The following is a 15728-nucleotide window of genomic DNA, read 5'->3' as shown; positions in this document are numbered from 1 at the left end:
CCCCCCCCCCCCCCCCACTTCCGGAGCGCAGGAGCGCCGGGGTCAGGCGAGCTTCTCCTCGAGGACGTAACCCTCCTCGCCGTGCTCGGCGAGGTCGACACCCGCGATCTCGTCCTCGCTCGTAACGCGGAAGCCCAGCGTCTTCTCGATGGCGAAGCCGATCACGAGGGTGAGGACGAGCGAGTAGGCCAGCACCGAGAAGGCCGCGATCGCCTGAACGATCAGCTGCGTGCCGTCTCCACCCATGAAGAGGCCGGTTCCGTTGGCGAAGAAGCCGAGATAGAGGGTGCCGATGAGTCCGCCGACGAGGTGGATGCCCACGACGTCGAGGGAATCGTCGAAGCCCAGCTTGAACTTGAGCTCGATCGCCAGAGCGCAGAGGGATCCGGCGACGGCTCCGAGAACGATCGCCCAGATCGGATCCAGGGCGGCACAGGCAGGAGTGATCGCAACCAGGCCTGCGACGGCTCCGGACGCTGCGCCGACCGAGGTCGGCTTGCCGTCCTTCAGCTTCTCCACGACGAGCCAGGCGAGCAGAGCGGCGGCAGTGGCAGCGATCGTGTTGACGTAGACGAGAGCGGCCGTACCGTCTGCGGCAAGCTCCGACCCTCCGTTGAACCCGAACCAGCCGAACCACAGCAGGCCTGCACCAAGGAGCACGAACGGCGGGTTGTGCGGGACGTGCGCGCCCTTGCGGAATCCGACGCGGCGTCCGACGACGAGGGCGAGCGCGAGGGCTGCGGCGCCCGCGTTGATGTGCACGGCAGTTCCGCCGGCGAAGTCGATCACGCCGACCCCGAAGGTCTCCTGCAGGCCGTAGGTGATCCATCCGCCGTATGCGTACGAGCCGTCGTCGGCCAGCCCGAAGTTGAATACCCAGCTCGCGACCGGGAAGTACACGATCGTCGCCCAGACGCCGGCGAACAGCATCCAGGACCCGAACTTCGCCCGGTCGGCGATGGCGCCCGAGATGAGGGCAACGGTGATGATCGCGAACGTCGCCTGGAAGGCGACGAAGGCGAGTGGTGGATATGCCGCGCCTTCCGGCACTTCGAGGAGGCTCTCGAGCCCGATCGCCGACCAGTCGATCGCCCACGGCGCGAGGAGGCCGTCAGAGCCGGGGAACGCTATGGCATAGCCGTACAGCACCCAGAGCACGCCGATGAGTCCGGCCGCGCCGAAGGTCATCATCATCATGCTGATGACGCTCTTCGCCTTGACGAGGCCTCCGTAGAAGAAGGCCAGACCGGGCGCCATCAGCAGCACCAGTGCAGCCGAGATGAGAATGAAAGTGGTGTTTCCCTGATCCATGAGGTGAGCCCTTCTGCAGGCACACCTGACGACCGCCGGGTTGCGATGCACTTCAGGGTTCGCCTGCCGGCAGATCACTGCCGTGCAACTCATCTTCCTGACGCGCAACTTCCTCCGCGTTTCACCGACGTGAATGTTGGATTTCCCGCCGGCCGTGCGGTTTTACCTTTCGGAAACATCCGCGATATCTGTCCGACGTGTTTCGGTTGGTACTGTCAATCAACTCGCTCCACTGTCAGTCAACCCTCAGGAGATCCGCAATGACCCTACCCGCATTCACCGGCGGCGACGTGGTGACGCTCCCCACCGCTGTGCAGTCACTGCGCGATCGTGCGCTGGCCGACGGTGTCCGCTTCATCCTCGCCGTGTTCGTCGACCTGAACGGGAAGCCGTGCGCCAAGCTCGTGCCGGTCTCTGCCGCCGACGATCTGGAGGACGGCAAGCTCGGATTCGCGGGATTCGCCGCAGGGCTGATCGGTCAACAGCCGCATGACCCCGACCTCATAGCGATCCCCGATCTCGACTCGTACGCGCCGATCCCCTTCGTGCGCGAAGGTCTGGCCATCGTCCACTGCGACCCCTACGTCAACGGCGAAGCCTGGCCGTTCGCGCCTCGAGTCATCCTCAAGAGGGCCCTCGCCCGGCTGGCAGCACGCGGTCTGACCGCGAAGGTCGGCGCGGAGGTGGAGTACTTCCTGGTCGATCGCGATGCCGACGGCCGGCTGTCTGCCTCGGACGCGAAGGACGAAGGTCTGCGGTCCTGTTACGACGCTCGCGGGGTGACGCGCATGTATGACCACCTGGCAGCCGTCAGCGAGGCCATGAACGCCCTGGGATGGGGCAACTATGCGAACGACCACGAGGATGCCCCGGGTCAGTTCGAGCAGAACTTCGCCTACGACGAGGCACTCGTGACGGCGGATCGCGTGATGACGCTGCGCTACCTCATCGGGATGCTCGCCGAACAGCGCGGGATGATCGCGACGTTCATGCCCAAGCCGTTCAGCGACCGCGCAGGCAACGGGCTGCACTTTCACCTGTCGCTGTGGGACGGCCGTGCGCCGGTCTTCCCGGACCCTGCAGACCGACGCGGCCTCGGCCTCTCCGAAACCGCATACTCCTTCCTCGCGGGGATGCTCGAGCATGCGCCGGGACTGCAGCTCTTCCTGGCGCCGAGCGTCAATTCGTACAAGCGCCGAGGGGCGACGACGAGCGCATCCGGCGCCACCTGGTCACCCAAGCACGCCACCTACGGCGGCAATGACCGCACGCACTTCATCCGGGTGCCCGACTCGGACCGCCTCGAGCTGCGCGCCGCCGATGGTTCCGCGAACCCGTACCTCGCACTCGCCGCCGTCGTCCATGCCGGCCTCGACGGCATCGAGCGCCGGGCCGATCCCGGCGATCCCTGCGGCCCCGGCGAGTTCCGGGAGACTTCGGCAGTCCTCCCCCGCACACTGCTGCACGCCGTGCAGTCGCTGCGCGAGGATCCCGTGCTGCGGGAAGCGCTGGATGCCGGCCACGGCGTCGCGGACTACTTCGCCGACGCCAAGGAGGACGAGTTCCTCGGCTGGCACAACACCGTCACCGAGTGGGAGCTCGACCGGTACCTCACGGCGTACTGACCATCCGGCATCCCGAATCGACGAAAGGAACCACAGATGTGCGGAATCGCTGCACTGCAGATTCGCAACCCCGCCCTGCGCGGAAGTCTCGGCGAGCTCATGCATGGCATGCTCTGCGAGATCGTGGAGCGCGGACCGGACTCGGCCGGCCTCGCCGTCTACGGCTCCGAGCGGCTCACGCCGGAGGGGTCATCGACGATCACGGTGATCTCGGATGCCGACACCGCCGCTCTCGCCGACGATCTTCGGGCGGCGCTCCCTGAGGGAAGCGAACCACAGGTGGTGGCCTATGCGGAATCGGTTCTCGTCTCGGCGAGCGTCAGCACAGGGATCCTGGAGGCCGCGGTGCGCACGGCGCTTCCCGGCGCCAGCATCATCGGCCGCGGGTCGAACGTCGCCGTGCTGAAGGGCGTCGGCCACCCCGTCGACCTCGCCGAGATCTATGGTCTTGCCGAGATCCGGGGCAGCCAGGCGCTCTCGCACACCCGCATGGCGACGGAATCGGCAGTGACCGCCGTGGGTGCCCACCCGTTCACCGTCGCAGAGGACCTCTGCCTCGTGCACAACGGCTCGTTCAGCAACCATGCCTCGATCCGCCGCCGCCTGCGCGCAGAGGGCGTCGAGTTCGACAGCGAGAACGACTCCGAGGTCGCCGCGCGCTTCATCGCGTGGCGAATGGCGCACGGTGACGACCTGACGACAGCGCTCGAAGCCCTGCAGGGCGTCTTCGACGGCTTCTACACGCTCGTGGTGACCACGGCCGACAGCATGGCGGTCGTCCGTGACCCCATCGCCTGCAAGCCGGCGATCATCGCCGAGACCCGCGACTGGATCGCAATGGCCTCGGAGTACCGCGCCCTGGCAGGGCTCCCCGGCATCGAGCACGCCCGGATCTTCGAGCCGTCGCCCGGCGTCGTCTACACCTGGGCTCTTGACGCCCCCGTTCTGGAAGGAGCAACCCGATGACCCTCACCGCTACCCCCGCGCCCGCGTCCGCGGCCACGTCCGTCGACCTCGCCCACTCGAGTGTGCGCGACCTCAACCAGTTGCTGCACGACGCGGTCGACGGAACGGTCTGGACCGTGGAGTCGCCCGTGGGAAGCCACAACATCGCGGTGGGCATCACCGCCGACATCGAGGTCGTCGTCGAGGGTGATGTCGGCTACTACTTCGCCGGGATGCACCAGCGCGGCACCGCTGTCGTGCACGGCAGTGCGGGGGTCGGCCTTGCCGAGAACATCATGTCGGGCGTGGTGCATGTCACCGGAGATGCCTCTCAGTCCACAGGGGCGACGGGGCACGGTGGGCTCGTGGTCGTCGAGGGCAACACCGGCGCGCGGTGCGGGATCTCAATGAAGGGCGTGGACATCGTGGTCGGAGGAAGCATCGGCCACGCGTCCGCCTTCATGGCCCAGGCCGGCCGGCTGGTCGTCTGCGGCGACGCGGGCGAGGCGCTCGGCGATTCGATCTACGAGGCGCGCATCTACGTGCGCGGCACGGTGGCGTCCCTCGGCGCCGACTGCGTCGAGAAGGAGATGCGCCGCGAGCACATCGAGGAACTCGCAGAGCTGCTCGGCCGCGCCGGACGCACCGAGCGACCCGAGGACTTCCGCCGCTTCGGATCAGCGCGCAATCTTTACCACTTCACCGTCGACAACGCCGCCTCATACTGACCCGCGGCACCAGGGAAGCGAAAATGACCAAAGACATCGCAGCGCTCGGACTCCGCGAATCCGCGACCTTCGACCGCGCCACCATCCACGACATCCAGCGAGCCGCCGCGACCGGCATCTACGACATCCGCGGCTGGGGCGCCAAGCGAGCACTCCCCCACTTCGACGACCTGCTCTTCCTCGGTGCGAGCATGTCGCGGTATCCGCTGGAGGGCTACCGCGAGCGATGCGCGACAGACGTCACCCTGGGCGCTCGCAACGCCCTCGAGCCGATCCATCTCGACATCCCGGTGACGATCGCAGGGATGAGCTTCGGGGCTCTTTCCGCCAACGCCAAGGAGGCTCTGGGACGCGGGGCGACCGAGGCCGGAACCTCGACCACGACCGGCGATGGCGGCATGACCCCCGAGGAGCGCGGCCAGTCCAAGACGCTGGTCTACCAGTACCTGCCTTCGCGGTATGGGATGAACCCCGACGACCTGCGAAAGGCTGACGCGATAGAGATCGTTCTCGGTCAGGGTGCGAAGCCCGGCGGCGGCGGCATGCTGCTCGGCCAGAAGATCACCGAGCGTGTGGCGGGGATGAGGACGCTGCCGGTGGGCATCGATCAGCGCTCGGCGAGCCGGCATCCGGATTGGACCGGTCCGGATGACCTGACCATCAAGATCGCCGAGATCCGCGAGATCACGGACTGGCGAAAGCCGATCTACGTCAAGATCGGGGCGTCCCGGCCCTACTACGACACGGCGCTCGCCGTGAAGGCCGGCGCTGATGTCGTGGTGCTCGACGGCATGCAGGGCGGCACGGCCGCCACGCAGCAGGTCTTCATCGAGCACGTCGGCATCCCCACGCTCGCGGCCATCGGTCCCGCGGTCGCCGCCCTTCAAGAGCTCGGCGTCCATCGCACGGGCGTTCAGCTGATCGTGTCGGGCGGCATCCGGACCGGCGCGGATGTGGCCAAGGCGCTCGCCTTGGGCGCGGATGCTGTCGCGATCGGCACCGCAGCGCTCATCGCCCTCGGCGACAATGACCCGCGCTACAGCGACGAATACGAGAAGATCGGATCCGCCGCCGGCTTCTACGACGATTTCCAGGACGGGCGCGATCCCGCCGGCATCTCGACGCAGGACCCGGAGCTCTCTGCACGTCTCGACCCGGTCGCCGCCGGTCGCCGGCTCGCGAACTACCTCCGCGTCCTCACTCTCGAGGCGCAGACGATCGCGCGCGCGTGCGGCAAGTCGCATGTGCGCAACCTCGAGCCGGAGGACCTCGTCGCGCTGACTGTCGAGTCCGCCGCGATGGCGGGGGTGCCTCTGGCCGGCACGACGTGGATCCCGGGACGCAGCTGACTCATGACGGTCGACCTCGGCGCCCCGGTGGGCCTGGATGTCGTCACGCCGAGAGACGCCCGGTCGGAATCGTGGGCGAATGGCCTCGGCGTGACGCGGGTGCTCGTGAAGACCCTCGCGTGGCGACTGAGCGTCGCCGAGCTGCGGGGACGGATGCCGTTCTCCGTGCTGCCCGGAACTGAGCGCATCCTCATCCCGCTCAGTCGTGAGGACGTGACCCTCACGATCGACGGGGTCGAGCATCGGGTCTCGCGCGAGGAAGGGATCCGGTTCGCGGGTGAGTCGCGGGTCGTCGCGTCGGTGGATCGCAACGGGGTCTCCGTGGTGAACCTGATGGTCAAACGGAGTCTCGCGGTTGCCACCTGCCGCATTCGCACCTATCACGAACGCGCGCCGGTGAGCCCCAACGCAACGCTCACCGTGCTCCTCGCGGGTGCCGCCACGATCGACGGCCTCCCGCTCCCACCGGGCAGCGCGCTGCTTCCGGCGGATCGCCCGCGCAGCATCATCTGCGCGACCTCATCGGTTGCCCGCTTCGACATCGCACCCGTCTCCCACTAGTCACGAGCCTTGAAAGGCCACCATGTCCGACCATCCGATCGCCATCATCGGGGCCGGCCTCGCGGGCGCAGCCGCAGCCCGGAGTCTCGCCCGCCGAGGCCGGGACGTCGTCCTGCTCGAGCGCACGACGCCGGCGAATGCGCTCGGCAGCTCCCACGGCTCCGCGCGCATCTTCCGGTACACGTATCCCGACCCGTTCTACACGAGCCTCGTCGGTGAGGCGCGTCGCGGGTGGGACGAGCTCGAGAGCGCCATCGGGCGGCAGCTCATCAGCGACGCGGGCGCGCTGGACTACGGCGCGCGGCGCGACCCCGCCATCCTGGCGGCGATCCTCACCGATCAGGGCATCGCCCACGAGCTTCTTCCGGAACACGCGGCGTCGCAGAGGTGGCCGGGCTTCGTGTTCGACGGACCGGTCCTGTGGCATGAGGCTGCGGGAGTGATCGATGCAGAAGAGTCCGTATCCGCACTGGTCACCCTCGCCGTTCAGGACGGCGCGAAGCTGCGCACCGACTGGGTCGCTGCAGGAGTGGTGCGCGACGGGGCCTCGTACGTCGTCGAATCGGAGTCGGGCGACACGATCTCGGCGTCCCAGGTCGTGGTCGCCGCGGGTGGATGGCTTCCGAGCCTGCTGGACCGACTGGCCCTTCCCGGAGACGCGGTGGATCGCTTTCCCGCTCTGCAGGTACGCCAGGAGCAGGCCCTCCATTTCGCCTACCGAGACCCGCACGCCGACTGGCCGACGTTCATCAACAAGCGCGAGGACATCCAGGTCTACGGGCTCCCCGGCGGACGGGATGCCCACTTCCGCGGCCAGAAGGTGGCCGAATACAACGGCGGACCGGTGATCGGCTCGGCGCTGGAGCACGAGCGCGTCATCGACGCTGCGCGTCGTGAGAGGGTCGTCGAGTATGTCGCTCGTTCCCTGCCGGGCCTCGTCCCCGAGCCGTACGCCGAGACGACATGCCTGTTCACCAACGCGCCGGACGACGAGTTCATCATCGACCGCATCGAGGGTGTCACGATCCTCTCGCCCTGTTCGGGACACGGCGCGAAGTTCGCCCCGCTGCTGGGTGAGCTCGCTGCGCGGCTGGTGATGGATGAGGACTCAGGCGTCCCACGATTCCGTCCGCTCGCGGCCTTGACCGGCGCATGACGGGCGTCGCGAAGATGATCGAGGAGATCTCCTCGATCGGACGGGACACCACCAGAGGCGGATACAGCCGCGCAGGCTTCTCGGCCGCGGACCGGGAGTTGCGTGAATGGTTCACCGCGCATGCCGAGCAGCGGGGTCTGGACGTCGAGCGCGACCGCAACGGCATCCTGTGGGCCTGGTGGAATCCGCCGGGCAGCACCGGCGGAGCCATCGTGACGGGCAGCCATCTCGACTCCGTACCGGGGGGCGGCGGGTATGACGGTCCGCTCGGCGTCGCGTCCGCCCTCGCGGCGATCGACATTCTCCGCTCTGCCGGCCTCAGGCCGCTGCGTCCCATCGCGATCGCGGTCTTCCCCGAAGAAGAGGGTTCCAGATTCGGCGTCGCCTGCCTCGGATCCCGGCTCATGACCGGCGCGATCAGCCCGCAGCGCGCGCTCGCACTCACAGATCGAGACGGTGACACCTTCGCCGACGTCGCTCGCCGAGACGGAATCGATCCGTCCCGCACCGGGACGGATCCCGAGGCGCTGGCGCGCATCGCCGCCTTCGTGGAACTGCACGTCGAGCAGGGCCGCGGGCTGATCGACTCCGGCGAGCCCATCGCGATCGCGTCATCGATTCTCGGGCACGGGCGCTGGAGGGTGACCGTCGACGGACAGGGCAACCATGCCGGCACCACGCTGATGTCCGACCGCAGCGATCCGCTCGTCGCGGCGGCACGGATGGTGCTCGAGATCCGCGATCTGGCCAGGCGCACACCCGATGCCCGGGCCACGGTGGGGCGGCTGGAGCCGATTCCCGGCGGCACGAATGTGATCGCCTCCCGGGTGCGCTTCTGGATCGACATCCGTCATCCGGAGGACCGCGTGACAGCCTGGCTCGTGTCTGAAGTCCGCGACATCGTCTCCGGCGCCGCGCAGTCGGAGGGATGCGCCGGGGAGGTCCGGGAGGAGTCGTTGAGCACGACAGTGGACTTCGACCTCGCTCTCCGCGAAGACCTCCGGCGTGCACTTCCGACGGCGCCGGAACTGGGGACCGGCGCCGGCCACGACGCCGGAATCCTCGCCTCGTCGGTCCCGACAGCCATGCTGTTCGTGCGGAACCCGACCGGCATCTCGCACTCGCCGGACGAGCTCGTGGAAGACTCAGACGCCGAGATGGGCGCATCTGGGCTCGCTGCTGTGCTGGGGCAGCTGGCGTCGGCCGAATCAATCGGAGGCCCCGACCTATGATGGCGAAGTGACGTCTGGTCGGCCCGTGGCAGAGAACGATCCTCCTGGTGGCGTGCTCGAGCCGATCATCGCTCAGCAGGTGCGCAGGTATCGCAGCGAGCAGGGCATCTCCGCCGCAGACCTGGCCGCCCGCACGGGGCTCTCCAAGGCGATGATCTCGAAGATCGAGTCGGCGACCACGTCATGCTCGCTCACGACTCTCCAGCGACTTGCGGCCGGATTCGGCATCCCGGTCACCGCACTCTTCCGCGGGTCGGCGAGTGACCGCGAGGCCTCGTTCACGAAGTCGGGCGCCGGGAGCGTGAGCGTCCGCAGCGGCACACAGCACGGACACATCTACCAGATGCTCGGTGTTCTCAAGGACACGCCCGACGCTCTCGAGCCCACACTGGTGACGCTCACCGACGCGTCCAATGTGTTCCCGCTGTTCCAGCATCCCGGAACGGAGTTCCTCTACATGCTCGAAGGGCGCATGACCTACGGTCATGGCGGCTACGAGTACGAGATGAGCCCCGGCGACGCGCTTCTCCTCGACGGCGAGGCCTCGCACGGTCCGCTCGAACTGCACGAGGTGCCGATCCGGTTCTTGGCCGTGCGCTCGCGCTAGCGGGCCTTCGTACCGAGCCGGCTCGCGGCAGGCTGTGCAGCCGAGCGAGCGGGCTGCTCTCGGGTCGTCCCAGAACCACGGCCATGTCGCTGGTGCGTGCGACCATCTGCAGAACAGACGAATGCAGGGAGCGCGGATGCGAGGCGAGGCGACCGTCCTGCACGCCGATCTCGACGCCTTCTATGCATCGGTCGAGCAGCGCGACGCGCCCGCTCTGCGAGGCCGGCCTGTGATCGTCGGCGGCGGAGTGGTGCTGGCGGCGAGTTACGAAGCGAAGGCCCGCGGAGTGCGCACGGCGATGGGCGGCCGTCAGGCCCGCGACCTGTGCCCGGAAGCCGTCATCGTCCCTCCCCGCATGGATGCCTACTCGGCGGCCAGCCGAGACGTGTTCGCGATCTTCCGCGACACCACACCACTGGTGGAGGGGCTCTCGATCGACGAGGCGTTCCTCGAGGTCGGCGGTCTGCGACGGCTTGTGGGCACCCCCGAGCAGGTCGCGGTCGGATTGCGCGCGCGGGTCCGTTCCGAGGTGGGCCTCGCGATCTCGGTCGGAGTGGCTCGAACCAAGTTCCTCGCCAAGGTCGCCAGTGCCGTGAGCAAGCCGGACGGTCTGCTCGTCGTCGAGCCCGACCGGGAGCAGGCGTTCCTTCTCCCACTTCCCGTGGAACGGCTGTGGGGCGTCGGCGCGGTGACAGCGGAGAAGCTGCACCGCCTGGGCATCACCACCGTCGGGCAGCTGGCCGAGCTCGAGGAGGCGACCGCTGAGCGACTGCTGGGCAAGGCGACCGGAGCCCACCTGCACGCGCTGGCGCGGCTGCGGGATCCGCGTCCGGTCGACACCACTCGACGACGGGGATCCATCGGATCTCAGCGAGCCCTGGGCAGCCGTCCGCGCTCGCCGGAAGAACTCGATCTGATCCTGACCCAGATCGTCGATCGGCTCGCCCGCCGGCTGCGCGAGCACGACCGGGTGTGCCGGACGGTCGTGCTGCGCCTGCGCTTCGCGGATTATGCGAAGGCGACCCGATCACACACCGTCCGCTCCCCCACCGAACGCACGGGCGTGATCCTCATGGTCGCGCGCGCGCTGCTCGTTGCCGCGCACCCCGAGATCGAGGAGCGTGGCATCACCCTCATCGGCGTCTCGCTCACGCAGCTCGGTCGCGCCGACAGCGTCCAGCCGGAGCTGCCCATCGACTGGGACGACGGAGACCGTCTCGACATCGTGCTGGACGCGGTCCGAGGTCGCTTCGGCGCGGCATCCGTCGCCCGCGCGGCACAGCTGGGTCGTGACCCCGGCTGGTCCACGCCCGTGCTGCCCGAGCACGAGTGAAGCCCGATCAGGTGGGGTCGTTGTTCATCTCCCATTGCTTCGGGGAGCGCCAGAGCGCGCTGGTGGTGAGGGATCGGATCATCTCCATCTCCTTCGGCAGTCGGTTGTAGAGCTTCATGAAGAGCTCTTCGACATCCAGCAGCTCCGAGGTCCAGTCTCGGCGGTTGATCGCCATGCAGGCGAAGAAGTCCTCCTCGGAGAAGTCGAGGCCGCCCCAGGTGAGGTCTTCGTAGCGCGGCATCCAGCCCAGTGGGCTTTCGATCGCGAGCGCCCTCCCCCGTGAGCGGGCGACGATCCACTCGAGGACCCGCATGTTCTCACCGAACCCAGGCCAGAGGAAGTTTCCGTCCTGGTCGCGGCGGAACCAGTTGACCTGGAAGATGCGCGGGGCGTTGCGGACCTTGCGGCCCAGTGCGAGCCAATGGTTGATGTAGTCGCCCATGTGATAGCCGGCGAACGGCAGCATGGCGAAGGGATCGCGGCGCACCACACCCTGCTCGCCGAAGGCTGCCGCGGTGGTCTCGGAGCCCATGGTCGCCGCCATGTAGACGCCGAACGCCCAGTTGAAGCTCTGGGTCACGAGCGGGATGGTGCCGGCTCGCCGGCCCCCGACGATGAACGCCCGGATCGGAACACCCTGCGGGTCATCCCACGCCTCGTCCAGCGCCGGATTCAGTGTGGCGGGGGCGGTGAAGCGTGAGTTCGGGTGCGCCGCCTTCGTGCCGGACTCGGGAGTCCAGTCGTTTCCCTGCCAGTCGATCGCGTGCGCGGGCTTCTCACCGTCCATCCCCTCCCACCAGACATCGCCGTCATCGGTCAGCGCGACGTTCGTGAAGATCGTGTCGGAGCGGATCGACTCCATCGCGTTCGGGTTGGTCGTGTACGACGTGCCGGGCGCCACACCGAAGTAGCCGGCTTCGGGGTTGATCGCGAACAGCGTGCCGTCCTCGCCGGGCTTGATCCACGCGATGTCGTCACCGACCGTGGTCACCCGCCACCCCTGGTCGGTGAAGTTCGGCGGCGGCACGAGCATCGCGAAGTTCGTCTTGCCGCACGCGCTCGGGAACGCCGCAGCGACGTACGTCTTCTCCCCCTCGGGGTCGGTGACGCCCAGGATCAGCATGTGCTCCGCGAGCCAGCCGTCATCGCGGGCCATGGTCGAGGCGATCCGAAGAGCGAGGCACTTCTTGCCGAGCAGCGCATTGCCTCCATAGCCCGAGCCGTACGACCAGATCTCGCGGGTCTCGGGGAAATGCACGATGTACTTCTCGGTGGGGTTGCAGGGCCACGCGACATCCGCGTCGCCCTCGTTCAACGGTGCGCCGATGCTGTGCATGCACGGCACGAAGTATCCTTTCGCTCCGAGCACCTCCGCCGCCGCGCGGCCCATCCGCGTCATGATCTTCATGCTGACCACCGCGTACGGCGAGTCCGTGATCTGCACCCCCAACTGGGCGATCGGCGAGCCGAGCGGACCCATGCTGAACGGCACGACATACATGGTTCGCCCCGTCATCGACCCCGCGAACAGGCCGCGGAGGATCGGCATCATCTCCCTCGGGTCCATCCAGTTGTTGGTCGGTCCGGCATCCTCCTCGCTGCGCGCGCAGATGAAGGTGCGCTCCTCCACGCGGGCCACGTCGCTGGCATCACTGCGGGCGAGATAGCTGCGGGGTCTCTTCTCCGGATTCAGCCGGATGAAGGTGCCCGCGTCGACGAGCTGCTCGCACAAGGCGTCGTACTCGGCATCCGAGCCGTCGCACCAATGGACGTCCGTCGGCGTGCAGAGTTCGGCCATCTCTTCCACCCAGGCGACGAGCCCGCGGTGCTGGATCCAGTCCGGTGAGTTCATGCTCCGAGCATGTCCCGCGGGCGCCCTCCGCACCAGATGGGTGCCGGCTTACGCGGGGGCGCTAACGCTGCGCTCGAGGACGATCCCTCACCATCCGTCGATGTGCAGCACGTCGTCGAGCGGTGCGCGGTGCGCGGGTCGGAAGTCCGTTCCCACGGTGTACGCGACGGGCAGGAGCACGCCTTGGTGCACGGTGGGCGGGATGCCGAGAAGCTCTGCGATGTCGCGCTCGTAGGCGAGATGCAGAGTCGTCCACGCGCTGCCGAGTCCGCGCGCCCGCAGCGCGAGCTGCAGACTCCAGGCCGCAGGGAGAAGCGACCCCCAGGGTGCATCCAAATGGGCCCATGGGCGGGAATGCATTAGCAGGAGATCACGCAATCACCGTGCTCCACACAAGGTCGGATCGTCGGAGGGGATCGTGGGCAAGAACTACGTCGACATCGAGAACGACAGCGGTGAGCTGCTGCGCTACCGCAAGCACTCGAACGGGCGCGGGCTCGTCGCCCATGGCGCGAAGGTCCACCCGACCGCAATCGTGGAAGCTGGTGCCTATGTCGAGCCCGGAGTCCAGATCGCCGCCGGCGCGCACGTCGGACGCGGAGCGTGGGTCGAGGCGAATGCCGTCATCGGCCCTGAGGCCGACATTGCGCCGCAAGCCCACATCGGCTCCGGCGCCGCGATCGGCGCCGGCGCGAAGATCGGCGTGCGCACGCACGTCGGCACGGGTGCTCGGGTAGCGGTCGGATCACTCATCGGCGACGATGAGACGATCGGTGACAGCGAGCGCGTCGCGACCGACCGGCGCGGGCTGCGTCTCGCCGCCTGACCGCGCCCACGAGCTGCCGGTGCTATGAGGGCGGGCGGTGGTGGTCGGGGACGAATGCGCACCGGCGCGCGGGCGCACCCTGCTCAGGTGCGGGTAGCCTCGATCACGGGCCAGTGCGACCGAGGGAGCAACCATGACCAGCATTCCGACCAACCTCCTCGAGGACCTCGAGCCTGTCGTGGCACAGAACCTCGACCGGCACCTCTCGATGGCGCAGGAGTGGCATCCCCACGACTACATCCCGTGGAGCCAGGGCCGCGACTTCGCGTTCCTCGGCGGCGAGGACTGGGCGCCGGAGCAGTCACAGCTCTCCGAGACGGCCAAGGCCGCAATGTTCACCAATCTGCTCACCGAGGACAACCTGCCGTCCTACCACCGCGAGATCGCGACCCGCTTCGGCCGCGACGGCGCGTGGGGCACCTGGGTGGGCCGGTGGACCGCGGAGGAGAACCGGCACGGCATCGCGATGCGCGACTATCTCGTCGTCACCCGCGGCGTCGACCCGGTCGAGCTCGAGCGGGCCCGGATGGACTACATGACCTCGGGCTACGACTCCGGCGAAAAGTCCGTGCTCGAGGCGGTGACCTATGTGTCCTTCCAGGAGCTCGCGACCCGGGTCTCGCACCGCAACACCGGCAAGGTCACCGGAGACCCCATCGCGGACCGGATGCTCGCCCGGATCTCGAAGGACGAGAACCTCCACATGATCTTCTACCGCAACATCGTCTCTGCGGCGCTGGAGATCGCGCCCGACGCGACGATGCAGGCGATCGCCAAGGAGGTCATCGGGTTCGAGATGCCGGGAGCCACGATGGCGGGCTTCCGGCGCAGCTCGATGATGATCGCGAAGGCGGGGATCTACGACCTGCGCCTCCACTACGACGACGTGATCATGCCCGTACTCCGGCACTGGAACGTCCTGGACCGCACGGATCTCGGACCGGAGGGCGAGCAGGCTCGGGAGCAGCTGGCGGCATTCCTGGAGGGGCTCGACGAACGGGCGACGAAGTTCGTCGACCGCCGCGAGGAGAGCCGGGCCCGGGAGGCCGCGCGCGACGACTGGGTGCAGCAGGACATCGTCACGTGAGCCGGGCGAGCGCGACCTCACTTCTCCGAGTGGCGCGCCGCCGCGGGGAAGCTCGGGCTAATACCAGTAGGGCGATTGGGGAACGTACGGTGCTTCCAGCGCCGCCACCTCCTCGTCGCTGAGCACGACGTCAAGCGCCGCAACGGCGTCAGCGAGGTGCTTCTGCTTGGTCGCGCCGACAATCGGTGCCGCCACGACCGGGTTGCGCAGCACCCACGCCAACGCGATCTGCGCCATCGGCAACCCACGATGCTGCGCTATCCGCTCGACAACATCGACGATCGGCTCATCTGCCGGGGAATCGAATGTCCTCGCGACGGCATCGCGCGCCGCCCGCTGCGTCTGCTCGCCCCACGGTCTGGTCAATCGACCCTTGCCCAGTGGCGAGTAGGGAGTCAGTCCGACGCCCATGTCGAGACACATGGGGATCATCTCCCGCTCCTCTTCGCGCTTGAGGAGGTTGTACTGGTCCTCCATCGCGACGAACGGCGTCCATCCGCCGACCGCGGCGGCGGTCTGCAGCTTCGCGAACTGCCAGGCGAACATCGACGACGCGCCCAGATAGCGGACCTTGCCGGCCTGGACGATATCGTGCAGCGCCTCCATGGTCTCCTCCACGGGGACTTGCGGATCGAATCGGTGGATGTAGTACACGTCGATGTAGTCGGTCCCGAGCCGGTCGAGCGACGCGTCGACCTGCTCGAGGATCGCGCCGCGCGACAAACCGTGGCCGGTGGGCCCGTCGTGCATCCGTCCGAACACTTTGGTGGCGAGGACGATGTCCTCGCGCCGGGAGTACTTGCGAATGGCGCGGCCGACGAACTCCTCGCTGGTGCCCGCCTGGTACGCGTTCGCGGTGTCCCAGAAGGTGACGCCGAGTTCCACCGCCTGCCGGAAGAACGGCTGGGATGCCTCCTCGTCGAGGGTCCAATCGTGCAGGCCGGTGACCGGATTGCCGTAGCTCATGCAGCCCAGCCCGACGCGGCTGACCTGCAGATCCGTACGCCCGAGACGCGCGGTGACAGTCATGGGCTGCTCCATCCCTGGTGTTGATCATGAAGGGTCACTCCGGTCAACACGGCGCCGGCGCACAACCCGGAGGTCACGCTGTCGATG

At 68.0% G+C, this 15728-nt stretch carries 15 protein-coding genes; 11 read left to right on the top strand and 4 right to left on the bottom strand.

The window, feature by feature from the left end; all coding sequences use genetic code 11:
- Positions 1 to 42 precede the first annotated feature (42 nt).
- Positions 43 to 1311, bottom strand: coding sequence for an ammonium transporter (locus tag AC1DP3_RS03685; RefSeq protein ID WP_477291392.1), 1269 nt, complete (start codon positions 1309 to 1311; stop codon positions 43 to 45).
- Positions 1312 to 1571: 260 nt separating this feature from the next.
- Between AC1DP3_RS03685 and glnT the strand changes: the two genes are divergently transcribed.
- From glnT to dinB, 9 genes are all read left to right on the top strand, one after another.
- Entirely contained in the window at positions 1572 to 2936 is a 1365-nt protein-coding gene (gene glnT, locus AC1DP3_RS03680; protein WP_477291390.1) for a type III glutamate--ammonia ligase, read from the top strand.
- 36 nt (positions 2937 to 2972) lie between these two features.
- Positions 2973 to 3902, top strand: a complete 930-nt coding sequence (locus tag AC1DP3_RS03675; RefSeq protein WP_477291388.1) for a class II glutamine amidotransferase domain-containing protein — start codon at positions 2973 to 2975, stop codon at positions 3900 to 3902.
- Entirely contained in the window at positions 3899 to 4609 is a 711-nt protein-coding gene (locus tag AC1DP3_RS03670) for a protein glxC (RefSeq protein ID WP_477291386.1), read from the top strand. Before AC1DP3_RS03675 ends, AC1DP3_RS03670 begins: the two co-directional genes overlap by 4 nt.
- 23 nt (positions 4610 to 4632) lie before the next feature.
- A complete protein-coding gene (locus tag AC1DP3_RS03665; RefSeq protein WP_477291384.1) occupies positions 4633 to 5958 on the top strand; it encodes an FMN-binding glutamate synthase family protein in 1326 nt (441 codons plus the stop codon).
- 3 nt (positions 5959 to 5961) lie between these two features.
- On the top strand, positions 5962 to 6519 hold the full coding sequence (locus AC1DP3_RS03660; protein WP_477291383.1) for a HutD family protein: 558 nt from the start codon (positions 5962 to 5964) through the stop codon (positions 6517 to 6519).
- Positions 6520 to 6541: 22 nt separating this feature from the next.
- Positions 6542 to 7675 (top strand): FAD-dependent oxidoreductase, encoded by a 1134-nt coding sequence (locus AC1DP3_RS03655; RefSeq protein WP_477291381.1) that lies wholly within the window; start codon positions 6542 to 6544, stop codon positions 7673 to 7675.
- Positions 7672 to 8907 carry an allantoate amidohydrolase gene (locus AC1DP3_RS03650; protein WP_477291380.1) on the top strand — a complete coding sequence of 412 codons (1236 nt, stop codon included), beginning with the start codon at positions 7672 to 7674 and terminating at the stop codon, positions 8905 to 8907. The genes AC1DP3_RS03655 and AC1DP3_RS03650 overlap by 4 nt, the downstream gene beginning before the upstream one ends.
- A 7-nt stretch (positions 8908 to 8914) precedes the next feature.
- On the top strand, positions 8915 to 9514 hold the full coding sequence (locus tag AC1DP3_RS03645; RefSeq protein ID WP_477291378.1) for a helix-turn-helix domain-containing protein: 600 nt from the start codon (positions 8915 to 8917) through the stop codon (positions 9512 to 9514).
- A 136-nt stretch (positions 9515 to 9650) separates the two neighbouring features.
- Positions 9651 to 10847, top strand: coding sequence for a DNA polymerase IV (dinB, locus tag AC1DP3_RS03640; RefSeq protein WP_477291376.1), 1197 nt, complete (start codon positions 9651 to 9653; stop codon positions 10845 to 10847).
- A gap of 7 nt (positions 10848 to 10854) precedes the next feature.
- On the opposite strand, the gene AC1DP3_RS03635 is transcribed toward dinB, so the two are convergent.
- A complete protein-coding gene (locus tag AC1DP3_RS03635; RefSeq protein WP_477291374.1) occupies positions 10855 to 12699 on the bottom strand; it encodes a phosphoenolpyruvate carboxykinase (GTP) in 1845 nt (614 codons plus the stop codon).
- An 87-nt stretch (positions 12700 to 12786) separates the two neighbouring features.
- Positions 12787 to 13035: a nitroreductase family protein gene (locus AC1DP3_RS03630; RefSeq protein WP_477291372.1), complete on the bottom strand. Its 249-nt coding sequence runs from the start codon at positions 13033 to 13035 to the stop codon at positions 12787 to 12789.
- Between the two features lie 82 nt (positions 13036 to 13117).
- On the opposite strand from AC1DP3_RS03630, the gene AC1DP3_RS03625 reads away from it, so the two are divergent.
- Positions 13118 to 13525, top strand: a complete 408-nt coding sequence (locus tag AC1DP3_RS03625) for a transferase (protein WP_477291370.1) — start codon at positions 13118 to 13120, stop codon at positions 13523 to 13525.
- Between the two features lie 133 nt (positions 13526 to 13658).
- A complete protein-coding gene (locus AC1DP3_RS03620) occupies positions 13659 to 14612 on the top strand; it encodes an acyl-ACP desaturase (protein ID WP_477291368.1) in 954 nt (317 codons plus the stop codon).
- Between the two features lie 57 nt (positions 14613 to 14669).
- Here the strand turns inward: AC1DP3_RS03620 and AC1DP3_RS03615 are convergent, their stop codons facing one another.
- Complete coding sequence (locus AC1DP3_RS03615; RefSeq protein ID WP_477291366.1) at positions 14670 to 15641, bottom strand: aldo/keto reductase; 972 nt, start codon at positions 15639 to 15641, stop codon at positions 14670 to 14672.
- Between the last annotated feature and the right edge of the window lie 87 nt (positions 15642 to 15728).

The organism is Microbacterium sp. P5_B6, assembly GCF_056400345.1.
This window is presented reverse-complemented; position numbering and strand designations above follow the sequence as displayed.

Excerpts from the sequence above, each read along its gene's own strand:
- AC1DP3_RS03655 (WP_477291381.1), top strand. The coding sequence starts at position 6,542 with ATGTCCGACCATCCGATCGCCATCATCGGGGCCGGCCTCGCGGGCGCA.
- AC1DP3_RS03675 (WP_477291388.1), top strand. The coding sequence starts at position 2,973 with ATGTGCGGAATCGCTGCACTGCAGATTCGCAACCCCGCCCTGCGCGGA.
- AC1DP3_RS03620 (WP_477291368.1), top strand. The coding sequence starts at position 13,659 with ATGACCAGCATTCCGACCAACCTCCTCGAGGACCTCGAGCCTGTCGTG.
- AC1DP3_RS03670 (WP_477291386.1), top strand. The coding sequence starts at position 3,899 with ATGACCCTCACCGCTACCCCCGCGCCCGCGTCCGCGGCCACGTCCGTC.
- AC1DP3_RS03685 (WP_477291392.1), bottom strand. The coding sequence starts at position 1,311 with ATGGATCAGGGAAACACCACTTTCATTCTCATCTCGGCTGCACTGGTG.
- glnT (WP_477291390.1), top strand. The coding sequence starts at position 1,572 with ATGACCCTACCCGCATTCACCGGCGGCGACGTGGTGACGCTCCCCACC.
- AC1DP3_RS03660 (WP_477291383.1), top strand. The coding sequence starts at position 5,962 with ATGACGGTCGACCTCGGCGCCCCGGTGGGCCTGGATGTCGTCACGCCG.
- AC1DP3_RS03615 (WP_477291366.1), bottom strand. The coding sequence starts at position 15,641 with ATGACTGTCACCGCGCGTCTCGGGCGTACGGATCTGCAGGTCAGCCGC.
- AC1DP3_RS03635 (WP_477291374.1), bottom strand. The coding sequence starts at position 12,699 with ATGAACTCACCGGACTGGATCCAGCACCGCGGGCTCGTCGCCTGGGTG.
- AC1DP3_RS03665 (WP_477291384.1), top strand. The coding sequence starts at position 4,633 with ATGACCAAAGACATCGCAGCGCTCGGACTCCGCGAATCCGCGACCTTC.
- AC1DP3_RS03650 (WP_477291380.1), top strand. The coding sequence starts at position 7,672 with ATGACGGGCGTCGCGAAGATGATCGAGGAGATCTCCTCGATCGGACGG.
- dinB (WP_477291376.1), top strand. The coding sequence starts at position 9,651 with ATGCGAGGCGAGGCGACCGTCCTGCACGCCGATCTCGACGCCTTCTAT.